The organism is Sphingopyxis sp. CR5 (assembly GCF_059693785.1).
Genome location: NZ_JCATIE010000006.1, coordinates 214,711 through 238,925 on the forward strand (window position 1 = coordinate 214,711; position 24,215 = coordinate 238,925).

18 protein-coding genes are annotated in these 24,215 nt (G+C 63.9%); 12 read left to right on the top strand and 6 right to left on the bottom strand.

Features of this window, described 5'->3' with window-relative positions:
• The first annotated feature begins 7 nt into the window (after positions 1 to 7).
• The 9 genes from AC58D2_RS11345 (at position 8) to AC58D2_RS11385 (ending at position 10,883) form a co-directional block, all read left to right on the top strand.
• Positions 8 to 1,381: an MFS transporter gene (locus AC58D2_RS11345; protein WP_497390326.1), complete on the top strand. Its 1,374-nt coding sequence runs from the start codon at positions 8 to 10 to the stop codon at positions 1,379 to 1,381.
• Entirely contained in the window at positions 1,312 to 3,423 is a 2,112-nt protein-coding gene (locus AC58D2_RS11350) for a glycoside hydrolase family 97 protein (protein ID WP_497390328.1), read from the top strand. The genes AC58D2_RS11345 and AC58D2_RS11350 overlap by 70 nt, the downstream gene beginning before the upstream one ends.
• 2 nt (positions 3,424 to 3,425) lie before the next feature.
• Entirely contained in the window at positions 3,426 to 4,505 is a 1,080-nt protein-coding gene (locus AC58D2_RS11355) for an ABC transporter ATP-binding protein (protein WP_497390330.1), read from the top strand.
• A 115-nt stretch (positions 4,506 to 4,620) separates the two neighbouring features.
• Positions 4,621 to 5,643, top strand: a complete 1,023-nt coding sequence (locus AC58D2_RS11360; protein WP_497390332.1) for a LacI family DNA-binding transcriptional regulator — start codon at positions 4,621 to 4,623, stop codon at positions 5,641 to 5,643.
• 22 nt (positions 5,644 to 5,665) lie between these two features.
• Complete coding sequence (locus tag AC58D2_RS11365) at positions 5,666 to 6,934, top strand: extracellular solute-binding protein (RefSeq protein ID WP_497390334.1); 1,269 nt, start codon at positions 5,666 to 5,668, stop codon at positions 6,932 to 6,934.
• Positions 6,931 to 7,827, top strand: a complete 897-nt coding sequence (locus AC58D2_RS11370) for a carbohydrate ABC transporter permease (protein ID WP_497390336.1) — start codon at positions 6,931 to 6,933, stop codon at positions 7,825 to 7,827. The genes AC58D2_RS11365 and AC58D2_RS11370 overlap by 4 nt, the downstream gene beginning before the upstream one ends.
• Positions 7,824 to 8,636, top strand: coding sequence for a carbohydrate ABC transporter permease (locus tag AC58D2_RS11375; protein WP_497390338.1), 813 nt, complete (start codon positions 7,824 to 7,826; stop codon positions 8,634 to 8,636). Before AC58D2_RS11370 ends, AC58D2_RS11375 begins: the two co-directional genes overlap by 4 nt.
• A gap of 34 nt (positions 8,637 to 8,670) precedes the next feature.
• Positions 8,671 to 10,017, top strand: a complete 1,347-nt coding sequence (locus tag AC58D2_RS11380; protein WP_497390340.1) for a GH1 family beta-glucosidase — start codon at positions 8,671 to 8,673, stop codon at positions 10,015 to 10,017.
• Positions 10,014 to 10,883, top strand: a complete 870-nt coding sequence (locus AC58D2_RS11385) for an endonuclease/exonuclease/phosphatase family protein (protein ID WP_497390342.1) — start codon at positions 10,014 to 10,016, stop codon at positions 10,881 to 10,883. Before AC58D2_RS11380 ends, AC58D2_RS11385 begins: the two co-directional genes overlap by 4 nt.
• Positions 10,884 to 10,902: 19 nt before the next feature.
• Here the strand turns inward: AC58D2_RS11385 and AC58D2_RS11390 are convergent, their stop codons facing one another.
• The 3 genes from AC58D2_RS11390 to AC58D2_RS11400 form a co-directional block, all read right to left on the bottom strand.
• Positions 10,903 to 12,045, bottom strand: coding sequence for an SGNH/GDSL hydrolase family protein (locus tag AC58D2_RS11390; protein ID WP_497390344.1), 1,143 nt, complete (start codon positions 12,043 to 12,045; stop codon positions 10,903 to 10,905).
• A gap of 23 nt (positions 12,046 to 12,068) precedes the next feature.
• Complete coding sequence (locus AC58D2_RS11395) at positions 12,069 to 13,586, bottom strand: glucoamylase family protein (protein ID WP_497390346.1); 1,518 nt, start codon at positions 13,584 to 13,586, stop codon at positions 12,069 to 12,071.
• A gap of 77 nt (positions 13,587 to 13,663) precedes the next feature.
• Positions 13,664 to 16,741 carry a TonB-dependent receptor gene (locus AC58D2_RS11400; RefSeq protein ID WP_497390348.1) on the bottom strand — a complete coding sequence of 1,026 codons (3,078 nt, stop codon included), beginning with the start codon at positions 16,739 to 16,741 and terminating at the stop codon, positions 13,664 to 13,666.
• A 248-nt stretch (positions 16,742 to 16,989) separates the two neighbouring features.
• Between AC58D2_RS11400 and bglX the strand changes: the two genes are divergently transcribed.
• Positions 16,990 to 19,296 carry a beta-glucosidase BglX gene (gene bglX, locus AC58D2_RS11405; protein WP_497390350.1) on the top strand — a complete coding sequence of 769 codons (2,307 nt, stop codon included), beginning with the start codon at positions 16,990 to 16,992 and terminating at the stop codon, positions 19,294 to 19,296.
• Positions 19,297 to 19,306: 10 nt separating this feature from the next.
• Positions 19,307 to 20,887: a sulfatase family protein gene (locus AC58D2_RS11410; RefSeq protein ID WP_497390352.1), complete on the top strand. Its 1,581-nt coding sequence runs from the start codon at positions 19,307 to 19,309 to the stop codon at positions 20,885 to 20,887.
• Between the two features lie 246 nt (positions 20,888 to 21,133).
• Here AC58D2_RS11410 and AC58D2_RS11415 read toward each other — a convergent pair whose 3' ends face one another.
• The 3 genes from AC58D2_RS11415 to AC58D2_RS11425 all read right to left on the bottom strand — a co-directional run bounded on the left by AC58D2_RS11415 (position 21,134) and on the right by AC58D2_RS11425 (position 22,885).
• The gene (locus AC58D2_RS11415; protein ID WP_497390354.1) at positions 21,134 to 22,060 is read right to left on the bottom strand and encodes an SGNH/GDSL hydrolase family protein; all 927 of its coding nucleotides are present in this window, start codon (positions 22,058 to 22,060) and stop codon (positions 21,134 to 21,136) included.
• Between the two features lie 62 nt (positions 22,061 to 22,122).
• Complete coding sequence (locus AC58D2_RS11420; RefSeq protein WP_497390356.1) at positions 22,123 to 22,422, bottom strand: hypothetical protein; 300 nt, start codon at positions 22,420 to 22,422, stop codon at positions 22,123 to 22,125.
• 79 nt (positions 22,423 to 22,501) lie between these two features.
• Positions 22,502 to 22,885 carry a hypothetical protein gene (locus AC58D2_RS11425; protein ID WP_497390358.1) on the bottom strand — a complete coding sequence of 128 codons (384 nt, stop codon included), beginning with the start codon at positions 22,883 to 22,885 and terminating at the stop codon, positions 22,502 to 22,504.
• Between the two features lie 140 nt (positions 22,886 to 23,025).
• Between AC58D2_RS11425 and AC58D2_RS11430 the strand changes: the two genes are divergently transcribed.
• On the top strand, positions 23,026 to 24,153 hold the full coding sequence (locus AC58D2_RS11430; RefSeq protein WP_497390360.1) for a GGDEF domain-containing protein: 1,128 nt from the start codon (positions 23,026 to 23,028) through the stop codon (positions 24,151 to 24,153).
• The last annotated feature ends 62 nt before the right edge of the window (positions 24,154 to 24,215 follow it).

Here is a 24,215-nt window from a genome sequence, read left to right on the forward strand (position 1 = left end):
CAACCGCATGGAATTGCCGAACCAGACGCGCGCCGTGCCCGGCGGCCGGTCGACCGCCCTTGCCGCCTTCGCGGCCGTAACGGTCCTGTTCTTCGCCTGGGGCTTCATAACCTCGCTGATCGATCCGCTGGTCGCCGCGGTCAAGGGCATCTTCGCGCTGAGCGACGCGGAAGCACAACTCTCGGCCTCGGCCTTCTTCATTGCCTATGGCTTGATGTCCTTTCCGGCGGCTGCGCTTATCGCGCGCGTCCATTCGGTCCCGTCAATCCTGATCGCGCTCGCGACGATGGTCGGCGGCTGCCTCGTGATGCTGGCGGCGGCCAACCTCGCGGTCTATCCGCTGGTGCTGCTCGGGCTGTTCATGCTGGCGAGCGGGATCACCGTGCTCCAGGTCGCGGCCAACCCCCTCGCCGCGGCGCTCGGCGACCCGAAACGCAGCCATTTGCGCCTGACCCTGAGCCAGACGTTCAACAGCTTCGGGACTTTCCTCGGCCCGCTGATCGGCGCCCATCTGTTCCTCCAGGGGGTTGAGGTAAAGGAGGGCGTTGTCGTGACCGATGCGGTGCGCAACCAAGCACTTGCAGGGATCGATTCGGCCTATTTCTGGATATGCGGGCTGATTGCGGCGCTATTCCTTTTCTTCTGGGTCAGCCGGCGGATCGTCGACGCCGCGGTGCCGCCGCCACCGCTGGGAACCGCGCGCGCCAACATCTTCGAGCTGATGGGCGAGGCGTTCGCGTCGCGTTGGGCCAAGCTCGGCGCTCTTGCCATCTTCCTCTATGTCGGCGCCGAAGTGGCCATCGGAACCCAGATGGCGCTCTTCCTGAACAGCGACGCGATTTGGGGACAATCCGACGCACCGCTGGGTGTGCCCCTGCTCGGCTTCGCGATGGGTAGCGACGGCGTTCCCGGCGTTTCGCTTCAGCAAGCCGGCAAGGCCGTCGCCTTCTATTGGGGTGGTGCGATGGTGGGCCGCGCCATAGGCTCTGCACTGCTCGCGCGCGTATCGGCCACGAAGTTGCTCGCCGTCTTCACGGCCATCGCTTGCGCACTTTGCCTCTATGTCGTCACCGTCGGGGGCGTAAGCGCCGGTTTTGTCGCGCTGGCGATCGGGCTTTTCAATTCGATCATGTTCCCGGTGATCTTCACCCTGACACTCGAACGCGCCGGCGCGCGTGCCGAGGCGACATCGGGCCTGCTGTGCACCGCAATCGTCGGCGGGGCGGCCATTCCGGTGTTGGTCGGCGCGCTCTCCGACGCGCTCGGCTATGGAGCGGCGTTGATCCTGCCAGCACTCTGTTATGCGGTGCTTTGCGTCTTCGCGCTGGCAGCGGCGCGCACACCGCCGGTGCAGGCGGCGGCTTCGGCGACGGTCCATTGATCGACCGATCGCTTCTGACGCTGCTCGCCCTGGGAAGCGCGCTATCGGCCGTGCCCGTCGCGGCCCGCGACGATGTGACGCATCGCGTCTGCTCCCCCGACGAACGCCTGTGTTTCGAACTGACGACGGTCGGCGAAATCCCGACCTACAGCGTCACGCGCGACGGCAAAGCGGTCATAGCCCCATCGAAGCTGGGCTTCATGCTCCGCGGCGCCGGCAAGTTCGAGCATAGCACCGCCTTGGGCGACGCGAGCTATCGCGATGCCGACAGTCGCTGGGAACAACCGTGGGGCGAGAACCGGTTCGTTCGCGATCATTATCGCGAAATGCGGGTACCGATCGTCGAACTGATCGGCGGGAAGCGTCGCATCGACCTGATCGCGCGCGCGTTCGACAACGGCATCGGCTTCCGGTTCGCCTTTCCCGACCAGCAGTCCCTGCGCGATGTGCAAATCGACGAGGAGCTGACCGAGTTCGTCATCGCGCCGGAAGCCGAGGCATGGTGGATTCCGGCGGGAGAATGGAACCGCTATGAATATCTGTATCATCGCACCCCGGCGAACGAGGTGGGTACGGCGCATTCGCCGCTGACCTTTCGAACCCAGGATGGATTGCATATCGCGATCCACGAGGCTTCGCTCGTCGACTATGCCGGTTTCTGGCTCCAGCGGCTTGACGGGCAACGCTTTCGTACCCGTCTGGCCCCGTCGTCGCAGGGCGCGAAGGTTCATCGTACAGCGCCGTTCGAAACCCCTTGGCGCACGATCCTGATCGCCCGGGATGCACCGGGCCTTTACGCGGCCTCCGACATCATCCTCAATCTGAACGAGCCCAACAGGCTCGGCGATGTCAGCTGGGTCAAACCCCTCAAATATGTCGGCATCTGGTGGGCGATGCACCTCGACAAGGCCAGTTGGCACAGCGGGCCGAAGCATGGTGCGACCACGGCGAACATGATCGAATATATCGACTTCGCGTCGAAGCACGGCTTCGATGCCGTGCTGGCCGAAGGGTGGAACATCGGCTGGGACGGGAACTGGATCGGAGATCATGGCCAGAATTTCGAGTTCGCCAAAGCCTATCCCGATTTCGACATGGATCGCATCGCCGCCTATGCGAAAGCGAAGGGCGTCGCCATCATGGGACACCATGAAACCGCGGGCAACGCCGGGCGCTATGCCCGGCAGATGGAGGCGGCATTCGACTATTACCGGCGATACGGCGTACCGGCGGTGAAGACCGGCTATGTCGCCGACGCCGGCGGGGTCCTGCATCGGGGAGCCGACGGCGCCAATATCTGGGACTGGCACGATGGCCAGTATATGGCCCGCCACTATCTTTCCGTGGTCGAGGCGGCGGCGAAGCGACACATCGCGATCAATACCCACGAACCGATCAAGGATAGCGGGTTGCGGCGGACCTATCCCAACTGGGTGAGCCGCGAGGGCGCGCGGGGGATGGAGTATGCCGCGTGGGGCGATCCGCCGAATCCGCCAGACCATGAAGCGAATCTGGTGTTCACGCGCATGCTGTCCGGACCGATGGACTATACGCCCGGCATCGTCAGCCTGACCGGCAAGGGCGGGCGTCGCATCCCGTCGACCCTTGCGAAGCAGCTCGCAAATTATGTCGTGATCTACAGCCCCGTACAAATGGCAGCCGACCTGCCCGATAATTATGCCGCCCACCCGCGCGCGCTGGCCTTCATCGAAGCGGTCCCGGTCGACTGGGAGGCCACCCGCATGCTGGGCGGCGCCGTCGGCGACTATGCCGTCTTCGCACGCCAGCGGCGCGGCGGCGAGGACTGGTATATCGGCGGCGTCACCGATGAGCAGCCGCGCGATTTCACCGTGGATTTCGGATTTCTGCCAAAGGGCAAGCATTTTCGCGCCAAGATATGGCGCGACGGGGCGGGCGGCGGCATCGGAGGCAATCCGTTCGCCATGACGGTCGAGGAACGGGACGTGACGGCGGACAGCCGGTGGCCCGTTCGGATGGAAGCCGGGGGTGGCTTTGCCATGACCCTCATCCCGGCCCACTGATTGTGGCAGGCCTTTCGATCGAGCGCGCGGTAAAGCGCTTTGGCGCGATAGGCGTCCTCAACGACATTTCGGTCGACATCGCCGACGGGGAATTCGCGGTGATCGTCGGACCGTCGGGGTGCGGAAAATCGACCCTGCTACGTTCGGTCGCGGGCCTGGAAGATTTGACCAGCGGCCGTATCCGGATCGGATCGCGCGACGTCACCGACATGCAGCCGTCGCAGCGCGGCATCGCAATGGTGTTTCAAAGCTATGCGCTTTATCCGCATCTGTCGGTGTTCGACAATATGGCGTTCGGATTGCGCATCGCCAAAACCGACACCGCCGAAATCGATCGCAGCGTCCGGCAGGCTGCCGAAATCCTGAATATCGAAAGCCTGCTCGATCGCAAGCCGGCGGCCCTGTCGGGCGGGCAGCGGCAGCGCGTTGCGATCGGTCGCGCAATCGTCCGTCAGCCGCAAATCTTCCTGTTCGACGAACCCCTGTCGAACCTGGATGCCGACCTGCGCGTGCGGATGCGATATGAATTTGCTCAATTGCACCGCACGTTGGGCACGACCACTCTTTATGTCACGCACGACCAGGCCGAGGCGATGACGCTGGCCGATCGCATCATCGTGCTGCGCGACGGACGGGTCGAACAGACCGGTTCGCCCCGCGAGCTTTACGAGCGGCCCGCGAACGTCTTCGTCGCGCAATTCCTGGGCACCCCGCGCATGAATATCCTGCCCGCGACGGTGGCGGACGCCGCGACCGCGATACTCGCCGACGGGCGATCGGTCGCCATTCCGGCTGCCGCACCGCTCGCCCCGGGCACACCCGTTTCGATCGGCATTCGCCCGGAAGACGTCGTCGTCGGGGACGAGGCGGCGGCCCTCCACCTGTCCGTCGCGTTCGTCGAGCGGCTGGGCGGTCTGGCTACCGTGCATCTTCGCGGCCCCGACGGCCAGAGCATCGCGTGCCAGCTGCGCGACGACGGGACGCTGCGCGAGGCCGACGCGGTCCCCGTGACCTTTCGGACCGAGCGCATCCACCTGTTCGATGCGGGCGAAAGCCGCATTGCGGAGGGAGCATCCGAATGAACTTGCCATCGGCCTGTGTAACCGGTTACTTTGGATATCTTCCATGCCCGGCAAGCCGAAAGAACGGAGTCGCAAAAGCGGCCGAGCGTCGTTGGGGAAAGAGGGGGAAGCGGATATGGCAACATTGAGGGACGTCGCCCGCGAGGCGGGCGTATCGGTGGCCACAGCGTCGCGCGCGATCAACGGCCACAGCAATGTCACCGCCCCGACGCGTGCCGCGGTGCTCGCCGCGGTCAAGAAGCTGAACTTCGTTCCGCACAGCGGCGCCCGCAGCCTGACCCGCCGAAAAAGCGATACGGTGGGCGTGATCCTGCCCGATCTGTTCGGCGAATTCTTTTCCGAGATCATTCGCGGCATCGACCTCGTCGCGCATGAATCGGGGATGCACCTGCTGCTCGGCAACATGCACGGCAGCGCGCACGAAACCGCAGCCGCAATCGCCGCGATGCGCGGGCGGGTCGACGGACTGCTGGTCATGCCGCCCGAACTCAAACCCGAAACGCTTGCAGCGCACCTCGATCCGGTACTGCCTACGGTCTTGCTGAATTATGACGCGGCGGCACTCGACCTGCCCTATGTCGCGGTCGACAATTATCGCGGCGCCTGGCTGATGACCGAAGCGCTGATCGAGCGCGGCGCGCGGCGCATTGTCCATATCGCGGGGCCGAAGCATAATCGCGACGCCCGCGACCGCCAGCGCGGCTTCGTCGATGCGATGGCGAAGATCGCGGGCGAGCGCAGCCCGGTGATCCTGCCCGGCGACTTTTCGGAGGAAGCCGGGGTCGAAGCGGCGCGCCTGCTTCTTCAGGGGCAACTGCCCGCCGATGCCGTCTTCGCCGCGAACGACCTGATGGCAGTCGGTTGCATCATGCAGCTCGTCGCGGCGGGCAAGTCGGTGCCGGGCGACCTGATGGTCGCCGGATTCGACGATATCCCGCTTGCGCGGCATGTCAGCCCGGCGCTGACTACGATGCAGGTAAAGATCGACCAGCTCGGATCGACGGGCATGATGATGTTGCTGCGGCTGCTTCGCGGCGAAACGCTGGGCGCGGCGAGCGCGACGATCCTGACCCCGACGCTGATCGAGCGCGGCACCACCGGAGTGCCGCTCGCGGTGCGCGAGGCGATCGCGCGATGACACCCGCGGCACGGCCAGCGGCGTGGAACTGACCCGGCGCCAGATTGCCGGGGGCCTCGCCTCGCTACCCTTTCTTCCCGCTCTTGCGGGATGCGGGCAGCATGGCGGGAAAGAGCTTACCATATGGGCGATGGGCAATGAAGCCGCCGCCCTGCCGACCCTGATCGGCGAGATGGAGCGCGTCCCGGATGCGCCCCGCATAGCGGTGCAGCCGCTCCCCTGGTCTGCGGCCCATCAGAAGCTGCTCACCGGATTTGCCGGCGGATCGCTTCCCGCGATCGGCCAGGTCGGCAACAGCTGGATCGCGGAAATGGCCGCGATCGGCGCCATCGCCCCGGTCCCCCGGGCGGTCCACGATCTTCTGGCCGATCAATTCGACGCGGTGGTCGAAACGAACCGCATCGGCGGCAGGGTCTGGGCCGTTCCCTGGTATGTCGACACACGTCTTCAATATTATCGCACCGATATTTTCGCACGCGCCGGCCATGCCGCGCCGCCGCTGCAATGGTCGGCGTGGAAGCGGGCGCTGCACGATGTGAAGCGTGTCGCGGGCGACGGCAATTATGCCCTGTTTCTTCCGCTCAACGAATTCGAGCAGCTCTTGACCATCGCCTTGTCCGCGGGCGCGCGGCTGCTGCGAGACGAGGACGGCCGCGGCGCGTTTTCGGAGCCCGAATTTCTGGAAGCCCTGGCATTCTACAAGTCGCTGTTCGACGAAGGCCTTGCTCCGCCCGTATCGGCGACCCAGGTCGCCAATATCTGGAACGAGTTCGCGCGTGGCTGGTTCGCGACCTTCACCTCCGGTCCCTGGACGATCGGCGATCTGAAATCGCGGCTTCCCGCCGCCGCACAAGACAGCTGGGCGACCGCGCCCAATCCGGGACCGCGCGGTATCGGTTCGGCGGCCCCCGGGGGATCGAGTCTGGTGGTTTTTGCAGACCACCGCGCCAATCCCCACGCCTGGGATTTCATCTCGCGCCTGCTCGCCCCCCAGGCGCAAATGCGCTTTCACGACCTGACCGGCGACCTGCCCGCCCGCCGATCGGCCTGGCGACGCGCCGGCCTTGCCGCCGACCCGATCGTCGCGCCATTTGCAACCCAGCTCGAGCGTGCACGCGCCCTGCCCAAGGTCCCCGAATGGGAACGGATCGTCAGCGAAATGCAGATCGTCGCCGAACGCATGGTTCGCGGACAGTTCACGGTCGAACAGGCGGCACGGGAAATCGACGTGCGCGCCGACCGCCTGCTCGAAAAGCGCCGCTGGATGCTCGACAAGGGGCGCGCGCTGTGAGCGCGAAGCGCAGGGCGGACGAGGTGCGCGCCGGCTGGGCGATGTCCGCGCCCGCGCTGGCGGCGATCCTGCTCTTCTTCGTGGTTCCCGCGCTTGCGTCGCTGTTCCTCAGTTTCACCGATTTCGACATTTACGCGCTCGCCGACATTTCGAACCTGCGCTTCGTGGGCTTTGAAAATTACGCGCGCCTGATCGAAAATCCGCTGTTCTGGAAAGCCATGAGCAACAGTGTGCTGTTCGTCGCGATCGGAACTCCGCTCGTCGTCGCGCTGTCGCTCTGCGCGGCCATGCTCGTCCATTCGCGCTGGCTTTCGTGGCGTCCCCTCTGGCGGGTTGCGCTGTTCGCGCCCTATGTGACCACATTGGTCGCAACCGCCGTCGTCTGGCGCTATCTGCTCAACACGCGCTATGGCCTTGTAGACTACCTGCTGTCGCTGTTCGGCGCCGGCCCGATCGACTGGCTCGGCAGCCCGACGGCATCGCTGCCGGCGATCCTGATCTTCGTTGCGTGGAAGACCTTCGGCTATAACATGATCATCTTTCTTGCCGCGCTCCAGACGGTCCCGCGCGAGCTGGAAGAGGCGGCGCGGATCGACGGGGCGGGACGGCTCGCCCGGCTGCGCCATGTTACCCTGCCGGCGATTGCGCCGACCGTCCTGCTCGTGTCGGTGCTCACCGTCGCCGCGATGTTCCAGCTTTTCACCGAACCCTATGTCATGACCGAAGGGGGGCCGGCGCAGTCGACCGTGACCGTCCTTTATTTCATGTATGAAGAGGGGTTCAAATGGTGGAACCTGGGCTCGGGCGCCGCGGTGGCCGTGCTGCTCTTCCTGTGCATCCTCGGCGTGACGCTGGTCCAGCTTCGCCTCGCGAAGCGCGGAGGCGCGATATGACGCGCCGTCTCGTCGTAACCGCCCTGGCAGGGCTCGTCGCGCTGGTCACCATCGCTCCCTTGCTGTGGATGCTGTCGGTCAGCTTCATGGCGCCCGGGGAGGCGGCCCGCTTCCCGCCGCCGCTGTTGCCCGCCCATGCGAGTCTGGAAAACTACCGGCAATTGTTCGGAAGTTATGGCGTCGGACGATTCCTCGCCAACAGCCTGTTGGTCTCGACCCTCGCGACGCTGCTCGCGCTGCTGTTCACCGTGCCGGCGGGCTATGCCTTCGCCAAGCTGCGCTTTCGCGGTCGCGACGCGGTGTTTCGCCTGCTGGTCGCCGCGCTCGTCGTGCCGGGCCAGATCGGCATGCTGCCCCTGTTTCTCGAGTTGAAGGCGATGGGGCTGGTGAACAGCTATGCCGGCGCCCTCGTGCCCTGGCTTGCCGGCATTTTCGGAATTTTCCTGGTCCGGCAATATTGCCTGTCGATCCCCGACGAGATGCTGGAGGCGGCCCGCATCGACGGCGCTAGCGAAGCCGCCATCCTGCGCCGGATCATATGGCCACTGTTGACCCCGGTGGTGGTCACGCTGGCGCTGTTCGTCTTTCTGTCGAGCTGGAACGATTTCATGTGGCCATTGATCGTCTTTGCCGACCAGGACCTTTACACCCTTCCCGTCGCGCTCGCCGCGCTCAGTCGCGAGCATGTGCAGGATAACGAACTGATGATGGCGGGCGCGGTGGTGACCACCCTGCCCGTTCTCATCCTCTTTCTGGCGCTTCAGCGCTTCTACCTGAGCGGCCTCCTTGCCGGGAGCGTCAAGGGATGAGCCGCTTTCCCTCCCCAAACGATAAGGACGACGAATGACAAGCACCGCTTTCCCCGACGATTTCCTGTGGGGCGCCGCGACAGCCGCCTATCAGATCGAAGGCTCTCCGCTCGCCGACGGTGCGGGCGCGAGCATCTGGCAACGCTTCTGTCACGACCCGCGCCTGATGGCGGCGAAGGGCGACACCGGCGATGTCGCCTGCGATCACTATAATCGCATGGAGAGCGACGTTGCCCTGATGAAGGCGATCGGGCTCAAGGCCTATCGCTTCAGCGTCAACTGGGGGCGGATACTGCCCGACGGGGTCGGCCGCGTGAACGAAGCGGGGCTCGACTTCTACAAGCGGCTCGTCGACGAGTTGCTGAACCACGATATCGAGCCGCTGCTGACGCTCCATCACTGGGATCTGCCGGTTGCGCTCGACGACCGGGGCGGCTGGCTCAACCGCGACAGCGCCGACTGGTTCGCCGATTATGCCGGGGTGATGTACCGCGCGCTCGACGGCCGCGTGCGGAAGTGGGTCACGCTGAACGAGCCGTGGGTCATCACCGACGGCGGCTATCTGCACGGTGCGCTCGCCCCCGGGCATCGCAACCTGTTCGAAACCCCGATCGCGAGCCACAATCTGATGCGCGCGCATGGCGCGGCGGTCGCCGCCTATCGTTCGGAAGGCGCGCATGACATCGGGCTGGTGGTCAATATCGAACCCAAATATCCCGCCAGCGACAGCGCCGCCGATATCGCCGCGACCGAACGCGCGCATGCCTATATGAACCGCCAGTATCTCGATCCGGCGCTCAAGGGGCGCTATCCCGCCGAGATGGCGGAGATATTCGGCGAAGCCTGGCGCGAATGGCCCGAAGAGGATCTGGCGACGATCCGCCAGCCGCTCGATTTCGTCGGCATCAACTATTACACGCGCAACGTCGTGAAGGACGACCCGAACCAATGGCCCGTCGGCGCCTCACCGGTGCGGCAGAATGCGACGCACACGATGACCGACTGGGAGGTCTATCCGCCTGCGCTGACCGACATGCTGCTGTGGTTCAAGGACAGTTATGGCGACATCCCGGTCTATATCACCGAAAATGGCGCCGCCTTCTATGACCCCCCGCAGGCCGGCCCCGACGGGATCGACGATCCGCTGCGTTGCGATTATCTGCGCACCCATATTTCGGCGATCGGCGACGCCATCAAGAAGGGCGTCGATGTGCGCGGCTATATGGTGTGGTCGCTGCTCGACAATCTCGAATGGTCGCTCGGCTATTCGAAGCGTTTCGGCATCGTCCACGTCGATTATGAAACGCAGATCCGCACACCCAAGCGCAGCGCCCGCTTCTACAGCAACATCATCGCCGCCAACGGCGGAAATCTGGCATGAAACGCTGGGCAATCCTGTGCCTTGCCGCGCTCCTCTCCCTGCCCGCTGCGGCAAAGGGCAAGGCCGACCGCGTAAGCGCGATGACGTACAACATCCGCCTCGACCTGGCCTCCGACGGCGAGGATGCCTGGCCGCACCGGCGCAAGGCGCTGACCAGCCTCGTCGCCTATTATGGCCCCGATTTCGTCGGGATGCAGGAGGTATTGCTGCACCAGAAGCGCGACGTCGAGGCCGACCTGCCGGGTTATAAGTTCGTTGGCGTGGCGCGCGACGATGGCAGGCAGGCGGGCGAATATTCGATGCTCGGCTACCGGACCGACCGGTTCACACCGCTCGGTTCGGGCACATTCTGGCTGTCGCCGACCCCCGACGTGCCCAGCAAGGGGTGGGACGCCGCCCTGCCCCGGATCGCGACGTGGGCGCGCCTCCGCGATGGGACGGGGCAGGTGTTTCTCGTCGTGAACACGCATTTCGACCATATCGGAGAGATCGCGCGCATAGAAAGCGCGAAGCTGATCCGGCGCTGGGTCGGAACGCATCGTCGGCCCGGCGACGCGGTCATATTGATGGGCGATTTCAACAGCGCGACAGGCAGCGCGCCCTACAAGGCCATGCTGGCTCCGATCGCCGGCCTCATCGCGCTCCATGACACACAGGATCTCAGCCGCACGCCCCATTTCGGTCCCCAGGGCACCTTTACGGCCTTCCGGATCGACGCCCTGCCCGACAGCCCCATCGACCATATCTTCGTGACCGATGGCGTCGCCGTGCTGCGCCATGCGACGATTACCCAGCAGACCGGCGGCCGCCTGCCGTCCGACCATTATCCCGTGCTGACCGACCTGTGCGTCGGTGCGGCCTGCTGATGGCCGGGCCGGGCTTCCGCTAGTCGAAAAGCGATAGCGGGATCGCCTCTCCCATCGCGCGCTGCCCCGCGGCATTCGGGTGCAGATGATCGTCGTGCGCCAGGTCGGCGCGCAAGCGCAGCGGGTCGGCGGGATCGGCCACGACCTTTTCAAGATCGACGACGCCGTCGAATATATCCGCGGTGCGGATCCAGTCGTTGAGTTTCGCGCGGATGTCGTCACGCTCGGGCCGGTAATAGCGCGCGCCCTTGAAGGGGAGCACGGTCATCGCGATCACCTTGATCCCCCGGCCATGCGCGCGCAGCACCAGCTGGCGATAGCCCTCGATCAGTTCGTCCGCGGTAATGCCGGTGTCGCCGGACGTACCCATGTCGTTGACACCTTCAAGCAGCACGACATGCGTCACACCGGGAATGGCGAGCACGTCGCGATCGAAGCGCGCGAGGGCATCGGGGCCGGTCCCGGGGGTCAGGATCTTGTTGCCCCCGATCCCCTGGTTCACGACGACATGGGGCTTGCCCGCGGCCTTCAGCCGGCGCCCGAGCGTTTCGCTCCAGCGACACGGCAGCGCATCGGCGTTGGCACAGCCGGCTACGTCGGTGATCGAATCGCCGAAGGCCACGACGACAGGCTTCGCCGCAGCCCCGCCGACATCGATCCCGGCGACGAGCGGGCGTAACGGCGTTGTGGCGATCGCCGACCAGTCGCCCGCGCCGCTATGATCGCCGGGGCCGGAGATGCGCGTCGGATTGCCATAATCGCCGTGGATGCCGGCGAGAGTCGTCGGCCCGGGCAGATGGACAGAAATGTCGATCACATCGAACGCTGCAACGGTAACCCGCACCGGATCGCTGACCAGCGGAGCGCCGATCGCAATGCGCCCTCCGGTCTTGCCGCCGAAATGCACCGGCATGGTCCGCCCGTCGGCCAGGCGAAGGGTGACGGCACCGAAGTGGACCGGCATCGTCCCGAAATCATTGGCGAGCCAGATGCGGAGCGCGGTCCCGGAGGCGCCGACCCGCGCCTGCATACGGATCGTCTGATTGTCGAGGTCGATCGCCTTGTCGGGCGGAGCTTGCCATAGGCTCGACGTCCAGGCGCGCGTCCAAGCGTCCTGCGCCGCGGCGGGCAAGGACGGGACAAGCAACGCAGCCGCCAGCATGGCAGCCGCGACGCGGGCTTTCGTCAGCGCGCCTCGCCGCCGGCTTGCGCCTCGTCGAGCCAGCCGCCCTCGAACCCGATCCGCCTGAGCCCCCGAACGATATGCGGGTTCTTTCGCATGATTTGCCATATTAATCCGCTCCGATGATTTTCCATCATCGCGAGGATCGGCCCTTGGTCAATGCCTAAATAGTCGTTCGCGACCCAGCCCTGGCGGGGATCGACCGCGCCCGACCGCGATTGCGCCTGGGGAAAGGTGAAACTGGGGTTGATCGCATCCTTGAAACCATAGCGGGTGTAAAGGCGCGCCCCATATTTCGCCCGCATCGCCATCAGCGCCGGGATTGCGACCTCGGGAGCGAAGGCGACCGAGCCGCCGGGCGCGGTCGGCACGACCGTACCGTCGTCGACGATGCGAACGCTGCTCACACCGCGGGCCATATAGCCGTTGAAGCTGCGCAGGCGGCCGTTGACGCTGTATTCATCCTTTGAATAGCCCGGCCCGTCGGAGGCGGTCCATCCCCAGATGTCGGCGCTGTAATCGGTCCAGCGGTTCGGATTGTCGGCGCCATAGGCACGCTGCGACAGCGTGGCGCGGCGGCTGTTCTCGAAATAGTCGATGCCCTTCCGGCGCATGAAGTCGTCGCGAATGCCGCGAAAGTCGACCCAGACATGGCTGTACTGATGTCCGAAGAGCGGTTCGAACTGCAGGAACTGCTGGCCGTAGAAGCTGCCCCAGTCCTTGTCGAGATGCGCCGCCCAGCCCTTGTCCCACGCCTCTTTGCTCAACGCGTGGGTCGGCGACCCGAGCGCCAGGATATAGACGAGCATCCCTTCGTTATAGCCCACCCAGTCATGCGTGCCGAAATCGCCGCCGTTGCCGCGCTCGGGGTACCATCCCATCGCAATCGCCTTGGGCCCGCCGCCGTTCCCCGACGGGATGTCGCTGTTTTCGCGCTGGACGAAGCTCCAGTCGACGCGGGCGTAGATCTTCTCCGCCAGGTCGCGGATCTCCGCCTCCACCGGCGTATCGCGATCGTAATAGCTTTGCGCGAACAGCACGCCGCCCAGAAAAAGCGACGTATCGACGGTCGACAACTCGGTCTTGCCGTGCCGCGTCCCGTCCTCGTTGTTCAGGAAGTGATAGAAAAACCCCTTGTAGCCGGTGACGCCGCCGACCGCCGCGCCCTGAGGCGCGTTCCAATAGAAGTCCAGGCAATCGCGCGTCCGTTTCGCCGCCTCGTCGCGCGCGACATAACCGCGCTCGGCGCCAATTCCAAAGGCGGTCAGCGCAAATCCGGTCGATGCGATCGACGAAAAGGGATTGCTCGGCCAACGATCGGGCGCGAGGCAATGGGTGCGGTCGGTCGTGTCCCAGAAATAATCGAAGGTCCGCTTCGTAAGCTCTTCGGAAAATTGCGCCTGGGTCAGGTCGGGAAGCGCCTGTGCCGGGGGTGTGACGCCCGTGGGCGGCGCGCTGGTCGCGGTGCAGGCCGCCAGCGCGAAAAGAGGCAAGGCGAGCGACCCGAGCCGGAAAGACATTCGATACTCCACATATAGAAAAGCGGGCGGCCGGTCACGGGAGGGGGGTGTGACCGGACGCCCGCAATTTCAGCCGGTCAGAATTGGAAGCCGGCCGAAAGCTTGATCGTTCGCGGTTGACCGTCAATGCTGACATTGTCCCAGTTGCGCAGACCGGTGGCCGCGTCGAAGCTGTTATAGTTACGGTCGTTGAACAGGTTGATGATGTCGATACGGAAGCGCAGCCGCGCCTCATCGCTGACGAATTTGATCGGTACATATTTGGTGATCGAAAGGTCCATTTGGCGATAGCCCCAAAGATCGCCATTACCCTTCGTCTCCGTCGAAATCACGTCGCGCGACGCCGGCGTGTCGCCGTCAGCTGCGGTCGATACAAGCCGGGCAAGATATTTGGGCGATGCAATCTGGAACTTGCCGGAAAGCGTGAACCCGCCCGGGATATCGACCGTACCCGCGACGACAAAGCGATGCTTGCGGACGCCGGTCGACGTAATGAACGGATAATCGTCCATGCTCGGAAAATCGAGGCTGAACGTTTCTCCGAACTGCCGGTTCTCTTCCGCATCGGTGAACGTATACGTCGCATCCAGACTCCACGGCGACGCCACCGTATAACGCTTGGTCAGCTTCAGATACGCGGTGTTGGCGCGGGTTTCGATCCCGTTGGTCCCAATAATGATGCTGCCGAACGGCGACGGATTGAAGCCGAACGGCGACCCCGGAATACCCGTCGTCGGATTGATGACGAAAAAGCTCCCATCTTCCTGTCGATTGCCGAGAAGATAGGCGAAACCGTCATGGCTGGCGACATAGCTGTACCCGACTTCGGCTTCGAGCAGGTTGAAGCGACCGCGCACGCCCAAGCTGAACTGGTCCGAATATGGCATCTTGAGGTCGTTCTTGATGAAACGAAGTTCACCACCTGCGCCTGCTGGCAAGCCGGCGACCAGCGCGTCGCGTCCCGCCTGGGTCAGGTAAACCGGATCCCAGTCGATGCACGTTGCGCTCGGCGTACACACATTGTCGCCATCGCCGGGATTGTTGAAGTTGAAGGTGCGGGTCGCATAGCGCCCCTGGTTCAATTCCTGTTGCAGGAAGTCGAACTGGGTACGGTCATAAGAGCGCCCGTAACCGCCGAAGACCGCAAAACGACCTTCATCATCGATTTCATAAGTGAATCCCACGCGCGGCTGCCATGCGCCGGTAAACGCCTTTCGTTCGCTTCCCGTCGAGATATAATCGCGGATGTCGTAATTGGCGTTGGCGAGATTGGTATAGGCCGGCGTCACCGTCCCGTCCGGGGCCGTATAGGAAGATTGCCCGCTCACAAACGCAGCAATTGCAGGGTCATGCGCGAAATTCAGGAATGCCGGCGTCCGTTCATAATCCCAACGCACGCCGAGGTTGAGCGTCAAACGGTCGGACACTTCCCAATCGTCCTGAATATAAAGACCAAGCTGGAAATTCTTTGAGCGAATGTCCGGATCCGCGTCACCGACGGGGGCGCCGAACGCCATGCGATAGGGAATGCTGTCGTTGAAGCTGCCATCGCCGTCGGGATCGTAATTGACATTATAGGTGAAAACCGGATTCACGCCGTTGAGCTGGGTCGTGTGAAGCGTCACCCACTTGGCTTTCGCTCCGACTTTGAAGGTGTGCCCTTCCAGACCGATGTAGGTGAAGTCGTTCGACACTTGCCAGCCCGACTGGCCTTTGTCCTGATAGTTGGTGCCGCCGCCGAAACGCAGAATGTCGCCGCGGCGCGTTCCCGTTCCACTGGCATCGGGGATAGTTGCGTTGAACACGCTGACGTTGCCGAACTGCACAGGGCGCGGCCCCCAGGTCACATCTTCGTAAGCGACCTTGAAATCGTTGATCCAGGTGTCGGCGGTATGCTCCCACCGCGCGAGGCCGCGCCATTCTTCGACCTTGGCGATCGTGCGCGTGTCGAAGGCGGATATCCCGCTGTTGAAGGTTTCGCCCGATTCATCCCGATATTTGACCGAGAACTCGAACAGGTCCTGTGTGGTGGGCGTGAAATCGAGCTTTCCGAAATAGAGATTCTCGTTGAACGTCTCGTTCGCCGGGCCGAAATAGCCCTGATATTCCGACGGGAAATAGCTCACCGGCAAATCCAGCCCAGGGTTTACCTCACGCGGATTGATGCGACGCTTGCCTTCATAGGTTGCGAAAAAGTGCAGCACATCCTTGATGATCGGCCCGCCCAGCGCGCCGCCGAACTGAAGATCACGCGTCCGGGTCTTGTCGATCGTCGTCGGGTAGATTTCGTTCGGCCGCCGTTCGCGCAGGTCCTGATTGGTGAAGTCGATGAACCCTTCACCGTGAAATTCGTTCGTTCCCGATTTGGTGACTGCGGTGATCGCAACCGAGCTGACCTGATCGAACTCCGCCTTGTAATTTGATGAAATAACGCGATATTCTCCGATCGCAAGCTGCGGAAACGGATTGCCTTGTGTCGAATCCTGGCCCGTGATGCCGTTTTTGAGGACATAGTCCTTCTGTCCGATGCCATCGATGAAGATATTGACGGCATTGCTACCCTGCGCGCCCCCCTGCAAACGCGACTGGTCGCTGCCGTTGGTGATAAACTGGACGCCCGGTGCCAAGTCGGCGAACGCCAGGAAATTGCGGTTGTTCTGAGGAAGCTGCTCGATCAGGCGCTGGCTGATATTGACCCCGACTTCACCGCCCTCCATCGTGCGGATGCGGCTTCCGGTAACGATGATCGCGTCATCATCGGCCGAGGCGATGTCGGGGGCGGAAAAGTCGAAATCGAGAACCGCATTTTGCGCGACGCGCAGCGTAAATTCGTCAGTGCTGCGCACACCATCAGGAGTAGTAAGCTCAAGCCGATACGTCCCCACCGGCAGCGACGCGAAATTGTAGGTGCCGCCAGCGTCGACAGCAACGCTGCGCTGAAATCCCGTGTTGACGTTTATCGCGGTGACCTGGCTGACGCCGCCCTCGGCCTTGACCGTGCCGCGTAGCGACGCGTTCGAAACCTGCGCGTGCGCCGGAACCGCAACGCCGATCGCAAGCGCGCCCGCGGCGCTGCTCCACGCGAGCGCCGCGGCGAATGCGCGGGTCCGCGAACGGCGCGAACTATTGGATTGATTAAGCTGAACTGACGTCACGGCATCCTCCCTTTTTATTGCCCCGGCGGTCCCGATCTCGTTCGCTGTGCCTGCCGGTCTTGCCACCGGCATGACGACGAGTCGCGGGACGACCTGTTGTCGTTTTTTGGGTTTGTAACCGGTTTCACAATCGCTGTATAGGGGGCAAGCGACAGGGGCGGACGAGAGTTCGTTCGACCCCAAAGGGATGGATTTCAGCGGATTTTCGCGTTGAAATGCCACAAGACACTATTTGGGAAGGACGAATCATGCCGCCGATGCCGCGCAATCTTACGCACCTCACGCTCGCGACGCTTTTGCTTGCGGGGACGCTCGCCCCGGCGCCGCTGCTGGCGAAAACGGGCGGCGAATCGGTCGCGGTCGATTCGGCGAGCTGGGAAAAGCCCGACCCGAAGATGGACCGGTTCATTGCCGACCTGATGGCAAAGATGACGCTGGAAGAGAAGATCGGCCAGTTGTCGTTGCTGACCAGCGACTGGGATTCGACCGGCCCGACGATCCGGCAAGGCTATCAGGACGATATTCGCAAGGGCCGTATCGGATCGATCTTCAACGCCTTCACCGCCAAATATACGCGCGATCTTCAGCGTCTGGCGGTCGAGGAAACCCGCCTGAAAATCCCCCTGCTCTTTGGCTATGACGTCATTCACGGCCACCGCACCATCTTTCCCATCTCGCTTGGCGAAGCGGCAAGCTGGGACCTCGATGCTATTGAAAAAGCGTCTCGAATCGCGGCTACCGAAGCATCGGCCGAAGGGATTCAGTGGACCTTCGCCCCGATGGTCGACGTGGCCCGCGATCCGCGCTGGGGCCGGATATCCGAAGGCGCGGGCGAGGACGTCTATCTCGGCAGCCGGATCGCGGAAGCCCGCGTGCGCGGATTCCAGGGCGACGACCTGGCCGCGACCGACACGGTGATGGCCACCGCCAAGCATTTCGCCGCCTATGGCGCCGCGCAGGCGGGACGCGACTATAGCACCGTCGACATTTCGGAGCGGACGCTGCGCGACGTCTATCTGCCGCCTTTCAAGGCCGCGGCCGATGCCGGCGCCGCGACGTTCATGACCGCGTTCAACGAATATGACGGGGTCCCCGCGTCGGGCAGCCACTATCTGCTCACCGACGTGCTACGCGACAAATGGGGCTTCAAGGGCTTCGTCGTAACCGATTACACGTCGATCAACGAAATGGTCGCGCACGGCTATTCGAAGGATTTGCAACAGGCGGGCGAGCAGGCGATCAACGCGGGGGTCGACATGGACCTTCAGGGCGCGGTGTTCATGGAACATCTCGCGAAGTCGGTTGCCGAGGGCAAGGTCGACGTGAAGCGCGTCGATGCCGCGGTGAAATCGATCCTCGAAATGAAGTATCGCCTCGGCCTGTTTGCCGATCCCTATCGCTATTCGGACGAGGCGCGCGAAAAGGCGACGGTTTACCGCGCCGACTTTCTGGAAGCGGCGCGCGACGTCGCGCGCAAATCGATGGTCCTGCTCAAGAATGACGGCGCGCTGCCCCTCGCCGCCTCGGCGAAATCGATCGCGGTGATCGGTCCGCTCGGCGACAGCAAGGCCGACATGATCGGCAGCTGGTCGGCGGCCGGCGACCGCAAGACGCGCCCGGTCACCCTGCTCGAAGGCATGCAGGCGCGCGCGCCCAAGGGACAGACCGTCACCTACGCCCAGGGCGCGAGCTATGCGTTCGAAGACGCCGGCAAGACCGACGGCTTTGCCGAGGCGATCGCCCTTGCCCGCAAATCGGACGTCATCGTCGCCGCGATGGGCGAACGCTGGGACATGACGGGCGAGGCCGCGAGCCGCACGTCGCTCGACCTTCCCGGCAACCAGCAGGCGCTCCTCGAAGAGCTGAAAAAGACGGGCAAGCCGATCATCCTCGTGCTGATGAGCGGACGCCCGAACAGCATCGACTGGGCGAACGACAACCTCGATGCGATCGTCGAGGCCTGGTATCCCGGGACGATGGGCGGCCATGCGATCGCCGACGTGCTGTACGGCGACTATAATCCTTCTGGGAAACTGCCGGTGACCTTTCCCCGCAATGTCGGGCAGGTGCCGATTTTCCACGACATGAAGAACACCGGTCGGCCGATCAAGCCGGAGGATCCGAATGCGAAATATGTCTCGCGCTATCTGAATACCCCGAACACGCCGCTCTATCCGTTCGGCTATGGTCTCAGCTACACCAGCTTTACCTATTCGCCGGTGACGCTGAGCACGAAGAGCATCCGCCCGGGCGAACCGCTGACGGCGAGCGTGACGGTCACCAACAGCGGCGGCCGCGACGGCGAAGAAGTGGTTCAGCTCTATGTCCGCGACCTCGTCGGATCGGTGACGCGCCCGGTGAAGGAATTGAAGGGCTTTGAAAAGCTGATGCTCAAAAAGGGCGAATCGCGCAAAGTGACCTTCACGCTGACCGACGCCGATCTTGCCTTTACCCGCGCCGACATGAGTTGGGGCAGCGAGCCGGGACAGTTCAAATTGTGGGTGGGGCCATCGTCGGCCGAGGGGTCCGAAGCCGGCTTCGAGCTGACCGAATAGGATCCGAACCATGCGCCCCCATCTCTCGATCGCCGCGCTCGCCCTTCCGCTGATGCTCGCGGGTGCGGCGAGCGCGAAGGACGGGCCTGCCCCGCGCCCGAACATCGTCTACATCATGTCGGACGACCACGCCTATCAGGCGATCTCTGCCTATGGGTCGCCGCTGTCGAAGCTCGCGCCGACGCCGAACATCGACCGGATCGCGCGAAATGGTGCGATCTTCACGAACAGCTTCGTGGGCAATTCGCTGTGCGGGCCCAGCCGCGCGACGCTGCTGACCGGGCGGCAGAGCAATGCCCACGGCTTCAAGCAGAACGGCAACCGGTTCGACAACAGCAGCTGGGTCTGGCCGCGCGCCTTGCGCCAGGCGGGGTACACGACCGCGATGTTCGGAAAGTGGCACATCAACCATTCGCCCGAAGGCATCGGCTTCGACGACTGGAAGGTGCTCGACGACCAGGGCGAATATTACAATCCCGACATCATCACCCCCAAGGGGCGCAGCATCGTCGCGGGCTATGCGACCGACCTGATCACCCGCTACAGCCTCGACTGGCTGAAAAACGGTCGCGACAAGTCGAAGCCCTTCGCCATCCTGATCCACCACAAGGCGCCGCACCGCAACTTCATGCCCGCGCTGCGCCATCTGACCAGATATCAGGGCGTCACCTTCCCCGTGCCCGACACCTATTTCGACGACTATTCGGGGCGCCAGGCCGCCGCGGCGCAGGAAATGAACATCTACCGCGACATGTACGAAGGGCACGACCTGAAAATGACGGTGGCGGAGGGGTCGGCGCGGCTGCGCTACAATCGCTGGCCGGGCGCCTTCGACCGGATGACGCACGACCAGCAGGCGCAATGGGACGCCGCGATGCAGGCCGACAACGACCGGATGAACGCAGCGCATCTGTCGGGCCGCGACCTCGCGCTCTGGAAGTATCAGCGCTACATGCAGCAATATCTCGCGACCATCGCGTCGGTCGACGAAGGCGTGGGCGAGGTGCTCGACTATCTGGAAGACAGCGGCCTCGCCAGGAATACGGTGGTCGTCTACACCTCCGACCAAGGCTTCTACCTCGGCGAGCACGGCTGGTTCGACAAGCGTTTCATGTACGAGGAATCGCTGCGCACCCCCTTCCTGATCCAGTATCCGGGGCATATTCGACCCGGCACCCGGATCGCCGCGCCGATCCAGAACATCGACTATGCGCCGACCTTCCTCGCGCTTGCGGGGCTATCGGGTCCGGACACGATCCAGGGGCGCTCGCTGGTCCCGCTGTTCGGCGGACAGACGCCGGCCAATTGGCGCAAGGACATCTATTATCACTATTATGAATTTCCCGGCTTTCACTCGGTCCGCGCGCATTACGGGATGCGCGACGACCGCTACAAGCTCGTCCGCTTCTACAGCGACGACATCAACGCCTGGGAATTCTATGACCTGGAGAGCGATCCGCACGAGATGCACAACCGCATCGACGATCCGGCGATGCAGCGCCGGATCGCGGCGATGAAGCAGCGCCTGGCCGCGCTGCGCCGCCAATATGGCGATACCGACGGCCCGGCGGTCGCTGCACCGTTGAACTAGGGTCAGGACCCGTTAATCGCACGATCGAGGTTTGAAGCGATTTTGTTCAGTGCGAGGCGGAAAGGCGAAGGAATATGTCGATATTTCCAGTCTTTCCAACGACGCAATGGACAAAATCGGTCAAATCCCGAAGGGACGTCGAAATGGCTTCGATCTCAGGCCCGCGCGGCCTTGCGGGTAGCGATGCTACCCGCTGCGCCCGCCCGAACCCGATATCTTCGCCATTTCGACGCCTCGACCGTGCAATTAAGGGGTCCTGACCCTATCGGGCGCGGCCGGTAGTCCAAGCTGCTCGGCGGCCACCCGCTGCAACGCCGCGGCGCTGTGCGGCGACAGGCCGATGTCATAGGCGGCGGTTTCCTCGTCGCCCAGCGTGCGCGGGTCGATGCCTGTCACGCGGCCGAAAACGACCAGTGCTTCCAGATAATAGCCGGCGGCGCTTGCATGATATTGATCGTAGGTCCATAAATCGAGCTTTCCGAAACCGACACCGTCATAGGGATTGGGGTCGGCTACCCCTTCGCCCATCGCCCTGTTCCAGGCTTCGCCAACGGGGATGACTCCGTCGATGTCGTCAGACGCTGCATCGACGCTGTCGAGGGCGACACGCAGGTCGCGCGCCATGCGGTCGATCGGCTGGCCGTACCAATGACCATCGGGCTTGTAGGTCAGGTCGGCGCGCGACCAGGTCGCGGTCATGTACACGCGCACGTGGGGATTGGCGCGGGTTACGGCCCCGGCGATCGCCGGCGCACTTTTCAGCGTAGCCGCCGGATTTCCCGGATTTTTGGGATCCAGGACGCTGAATTCCTGCATGACGACGACATCCCAGGGCTTTGCAAAGACATCGGGTCGATCGACGAGATGCTGGGCCAGCGTCCGTCCCCCGCGCAATTCGTGCGAGACGGTCCATGCCTCCCCCGATTCCTCGGCAAAACGATGAAAGAGCGCCGGGACGCCCCCGATCCCGTTGCCATTGAGGTCGGTCACCGACGCGGCGCCATAGCGAACCGCGGCCGAATGCGCCCCTTGCGTAAAGCTGTTGCCAATGAACAGGATCGACCGCGGCGCCTGGGCCTTCGCGTCGGGGGTCGGCGTATCCTGGGCTACGGCGGGCACCGCGGCGAGAGCAATCGCAAGCGGCAGGGCTTTGAAAAGACGAGCTATGGGCATGGGGTCGACGATAAGGCGAAGCCGCGGGCACCACAAGACGCCCGCGGTGAATAGGTAGGCGGTCAGCCGGCAAGCAGCCAGAAAAGCCCGCCCATGAACAGCAGCACACCGCCGACGAACATTGCATATTCGCCGATGCTGACGCCGAGCGCGCGCCGATGTTCGTGGCGGAACGCCTCGATGCTCGCCTCGAGTTCGGGAATCCCCGTGACGCGGCCAACGTCTATGTGGCGGCCTGTCTTCAAAAAGATCAGCGCTTCCTGCGCTTCTTCCGCGGAAATAGCGGGATAACGGCGAAAAATGGCTTCCGCACGCGCTGCTTGCGGCGACTGCGATGCAGCGCCGTTAGGTTCATCTGTCATGGTAAATCCGTCTCTGGCCCCCCGAACGACGGGGAGCGATCGATCTCCGACGCGCCGGGCGGCGCGTCGCGGCAGGGGATCAGCTTCGACGGAGCGGCGGTGCCCGCGCGGTATAGGGATATATCCGCCGGACCGGCGGCGTATGCACGTGGCGGGACCGCTTGATCGCGGAATCCTTTGCCGGCGCAGAAATCGCGATCGCGCGCGGCACGTCGGCCGCGCCCGCAGGACCCGGGCCTCGGGGATCGTCGTCGCCGTGGCGTAACGCCGTCGCAATCTTCGCCGCTGCAACGCGGACAATCGGTCCCGGCCCATCGGTCGCGGCGCGGGCCACGGCATGCGACTGCAATCCGTCGACCGCCGCGGATTCAGACGGAACGCCCATCGCGCCCAGCGATGCGACGGCAAGCCAGGCAAGAAGGGTCGCCAAACGCAAGCGGCCGAGGGACAGGATCGAAACCATCGCACCGATCGCTTAGGAGCAAGCGCCGGCGACGTAAAGTTCGCCCGAAAAATAGGTGCTTGCTCCGCGCGCCGGGACCCGCGAGCAAATTTGGCGCATCGCCCGCTTAAACGCGTCAATTCGCGCCCGTTAATCTCCGCATGACCACAAGAGCGACATCTTCTAGCGAGCCGGTCGGGCGGCTCCTTGGCTGGCTGGGACTGCGCCAATCCCGAAGCGACGGCACATCCTGTCCGGATGCCGCCCCGGACCCCGGCCATGCCGGTGACCGAGCGCGCGAGGCGCGAGCGGACCTTGTCGACGCCATCGGCCGCTTCCTGATCGACAACGACCTTGAGGTGTCGCCCGCCAATCTCGTCATCGCCCATGGCGCCTTTTCCGGCAGCAATCCGGCCTTCGCGCGTCAGATCGCGGCGCGCGCCGGGTCGCCCGAGGGCGTGACCCAGCAATGGATCGACGAGATGTGCGGCGAAGAGACCGCCGCGAAGGGCCAGGCCGACCTTGAACGGTTGATGGCAAAGCTCGAAACCAATCTGGAAGCGTTTCAGACCCGTACCAAAGCGGCGCATCAGATGACGCGCGACTATGGCAGCGAGCTCGAAGACCATCTGACCGACCTCGAACAATTGCAGAAGACCGGCCAGATCGTCTCCAGCCTCGCCGACCTTGCAAAGGCGATGCTCGAACGGACGCGCAAAGCCGAAGACGACATGCGCAAGAGCGAGGATGAGGCCAAATCGCTCCGCCGCAACCTTGCCCGCGCCAAACGCGATGCCGACCTCGATTATCTGACCGGCCTTCCCAATCGCCGCGCCTTCGAAACCCTGCTCGACCGCCAGTATCGCGAAGCGAAGCATAGCCCGATCGCGCTCAGCGTCGCATTTTGCGACATCGACAATTTCAAGGCGATCAACGACACCCACGGCCACGACGCCGGCGACCGGGTGCTCAAGGTGATTGCCGACACGCTCGCCCAGATTTCGAACGATAATTGCCATGTGGCACGGCATGGCGGCGAGGAGTTCGTCATGCTGTTCAGCGGGCTGACGCCCACCGAGGCGGCAAAGAAGCTGGACGAAGCACGCGAGCGCATGGCCGACCGCAGGCTGATCAACCGCAAGACCGACCAGCCGTTCGGGGTCATTACCTTTTCGGGAGGGGTCGCGGACGTGTTCGGCTATGCCGATCCGCGCGCGGCGCTCAAAGCCGCCGACGAAGCCCTGTATCGCGCCAAGGAAGCCGGACGAAACCGGATCGAGGTCGCATAGCCGCTCCGCTTTTCGGCGGAGCGCGAACGGGGCGGGACGGACAGGGGGTGCGTCCCGCCCCG

What these genes read in the sequence shown, in the direction of transcription:
- AC58D2_RS11375 (WP_497390338.1), top strand. Translation starts at nt 7,824, where the DNA reads ATGACGCGCCGTCTCGTCGTAACCGCCCTGGCAGGGCTCGTCGCGCTG.
- bglX (WP_497390350.1), top strand. Translation starts at nt 16,990, where the DNA reads ATGCCGCCGATGCCGCGCAATCTTACGCACCTCACGCTCGCGACGCTT.
- AC58D2_RS11410 (WP_497390352.1), top strand. Translation starts at nt 19,307, where the DNA reads ATGCGCCCCCATCTCTCGATCGCCGCGCTCGCCCTTCCGCTGATGCTC.
- AC58D2_RS11430 (WP_497390360.1), top strand. Translation starts at nt 23,026, where the DNA reads ATGACCACAAGAGCGACATCTTCTAGCGAGCCGGTCGGGCGGCTCCTT.
- AC58D2_RS11425 (WP_497390358.1), bottom strand. Translation starts at nt 22,885, where the DNA reads ATGGTTTCGATCCTGTCCCTCGGCCGCTTGCGTTTGGCGACCCTTCTT.
- AC58D2_RS11345 (WP_497390326.1), top strand. Translation starts at nt 8, where the DNA reads ATGGAATTGCCGAACCAGACGCGCGCCGTGCCCGGCGGCCGGTCGACC.
- AC58D2_RS11380 (WP_497390340.1), top strand. Translation starts at nt 8,671, where the DNA reads ATGACAAGCACCGCTTTCCCCGACGATTTCCTGTGGGGCGCCGCGACA.
- AC58D2_RS11385 (WP_497390342.1), top strand. Translation starts at nt 10,014, where the DNA reads ATGAAACGCTGGGCAATCCTGTGCCTTGCCGCGCTCCTCTCCCTGCCC.
- AC58D2_RS11395 (WP_497390346.1), bottom strand. Translation starts at nt 13,586, where the DNA reads ATGTCTTTCCGGCTCGGGTCGCTCGCCTTGCCTCTTTTCGCGCTGGCG.
- AC58D2_RS11420 (WP_497390356.1), bottom strand. Translation starts at nt 22,422, where the DNA reads ATGACAGATGAACCTAACGGCGCTGCATCGCAGTCGCCGCAAGCAGCG.
- AC58D2_RS11390 (WP_497390344.1), bottom strand. Translation starts at nt 12,045, where the DNA reads ATGCTGGCGGCTGCGTTGCTTGTCCCGTCCTTGCCCGCCGCGGCGCAG.
- AC58D2_RS11360 (WP_497390332.1), top strand. Translation starts at nt 4,621, where the DNA reads ATGGCAACATTGAGGGACGTCGCCCGCGAGGCGGGCGTATCGGTGGCC.
- AC58D2_RS11415 (WP_497390354.1), bottom strand. Translation starts at nt 22,060, where the DNA reads ATGCCCATAGCTCGTCTTTTCAAAGCCCTGCCGCTTGCGATTGCTCTC.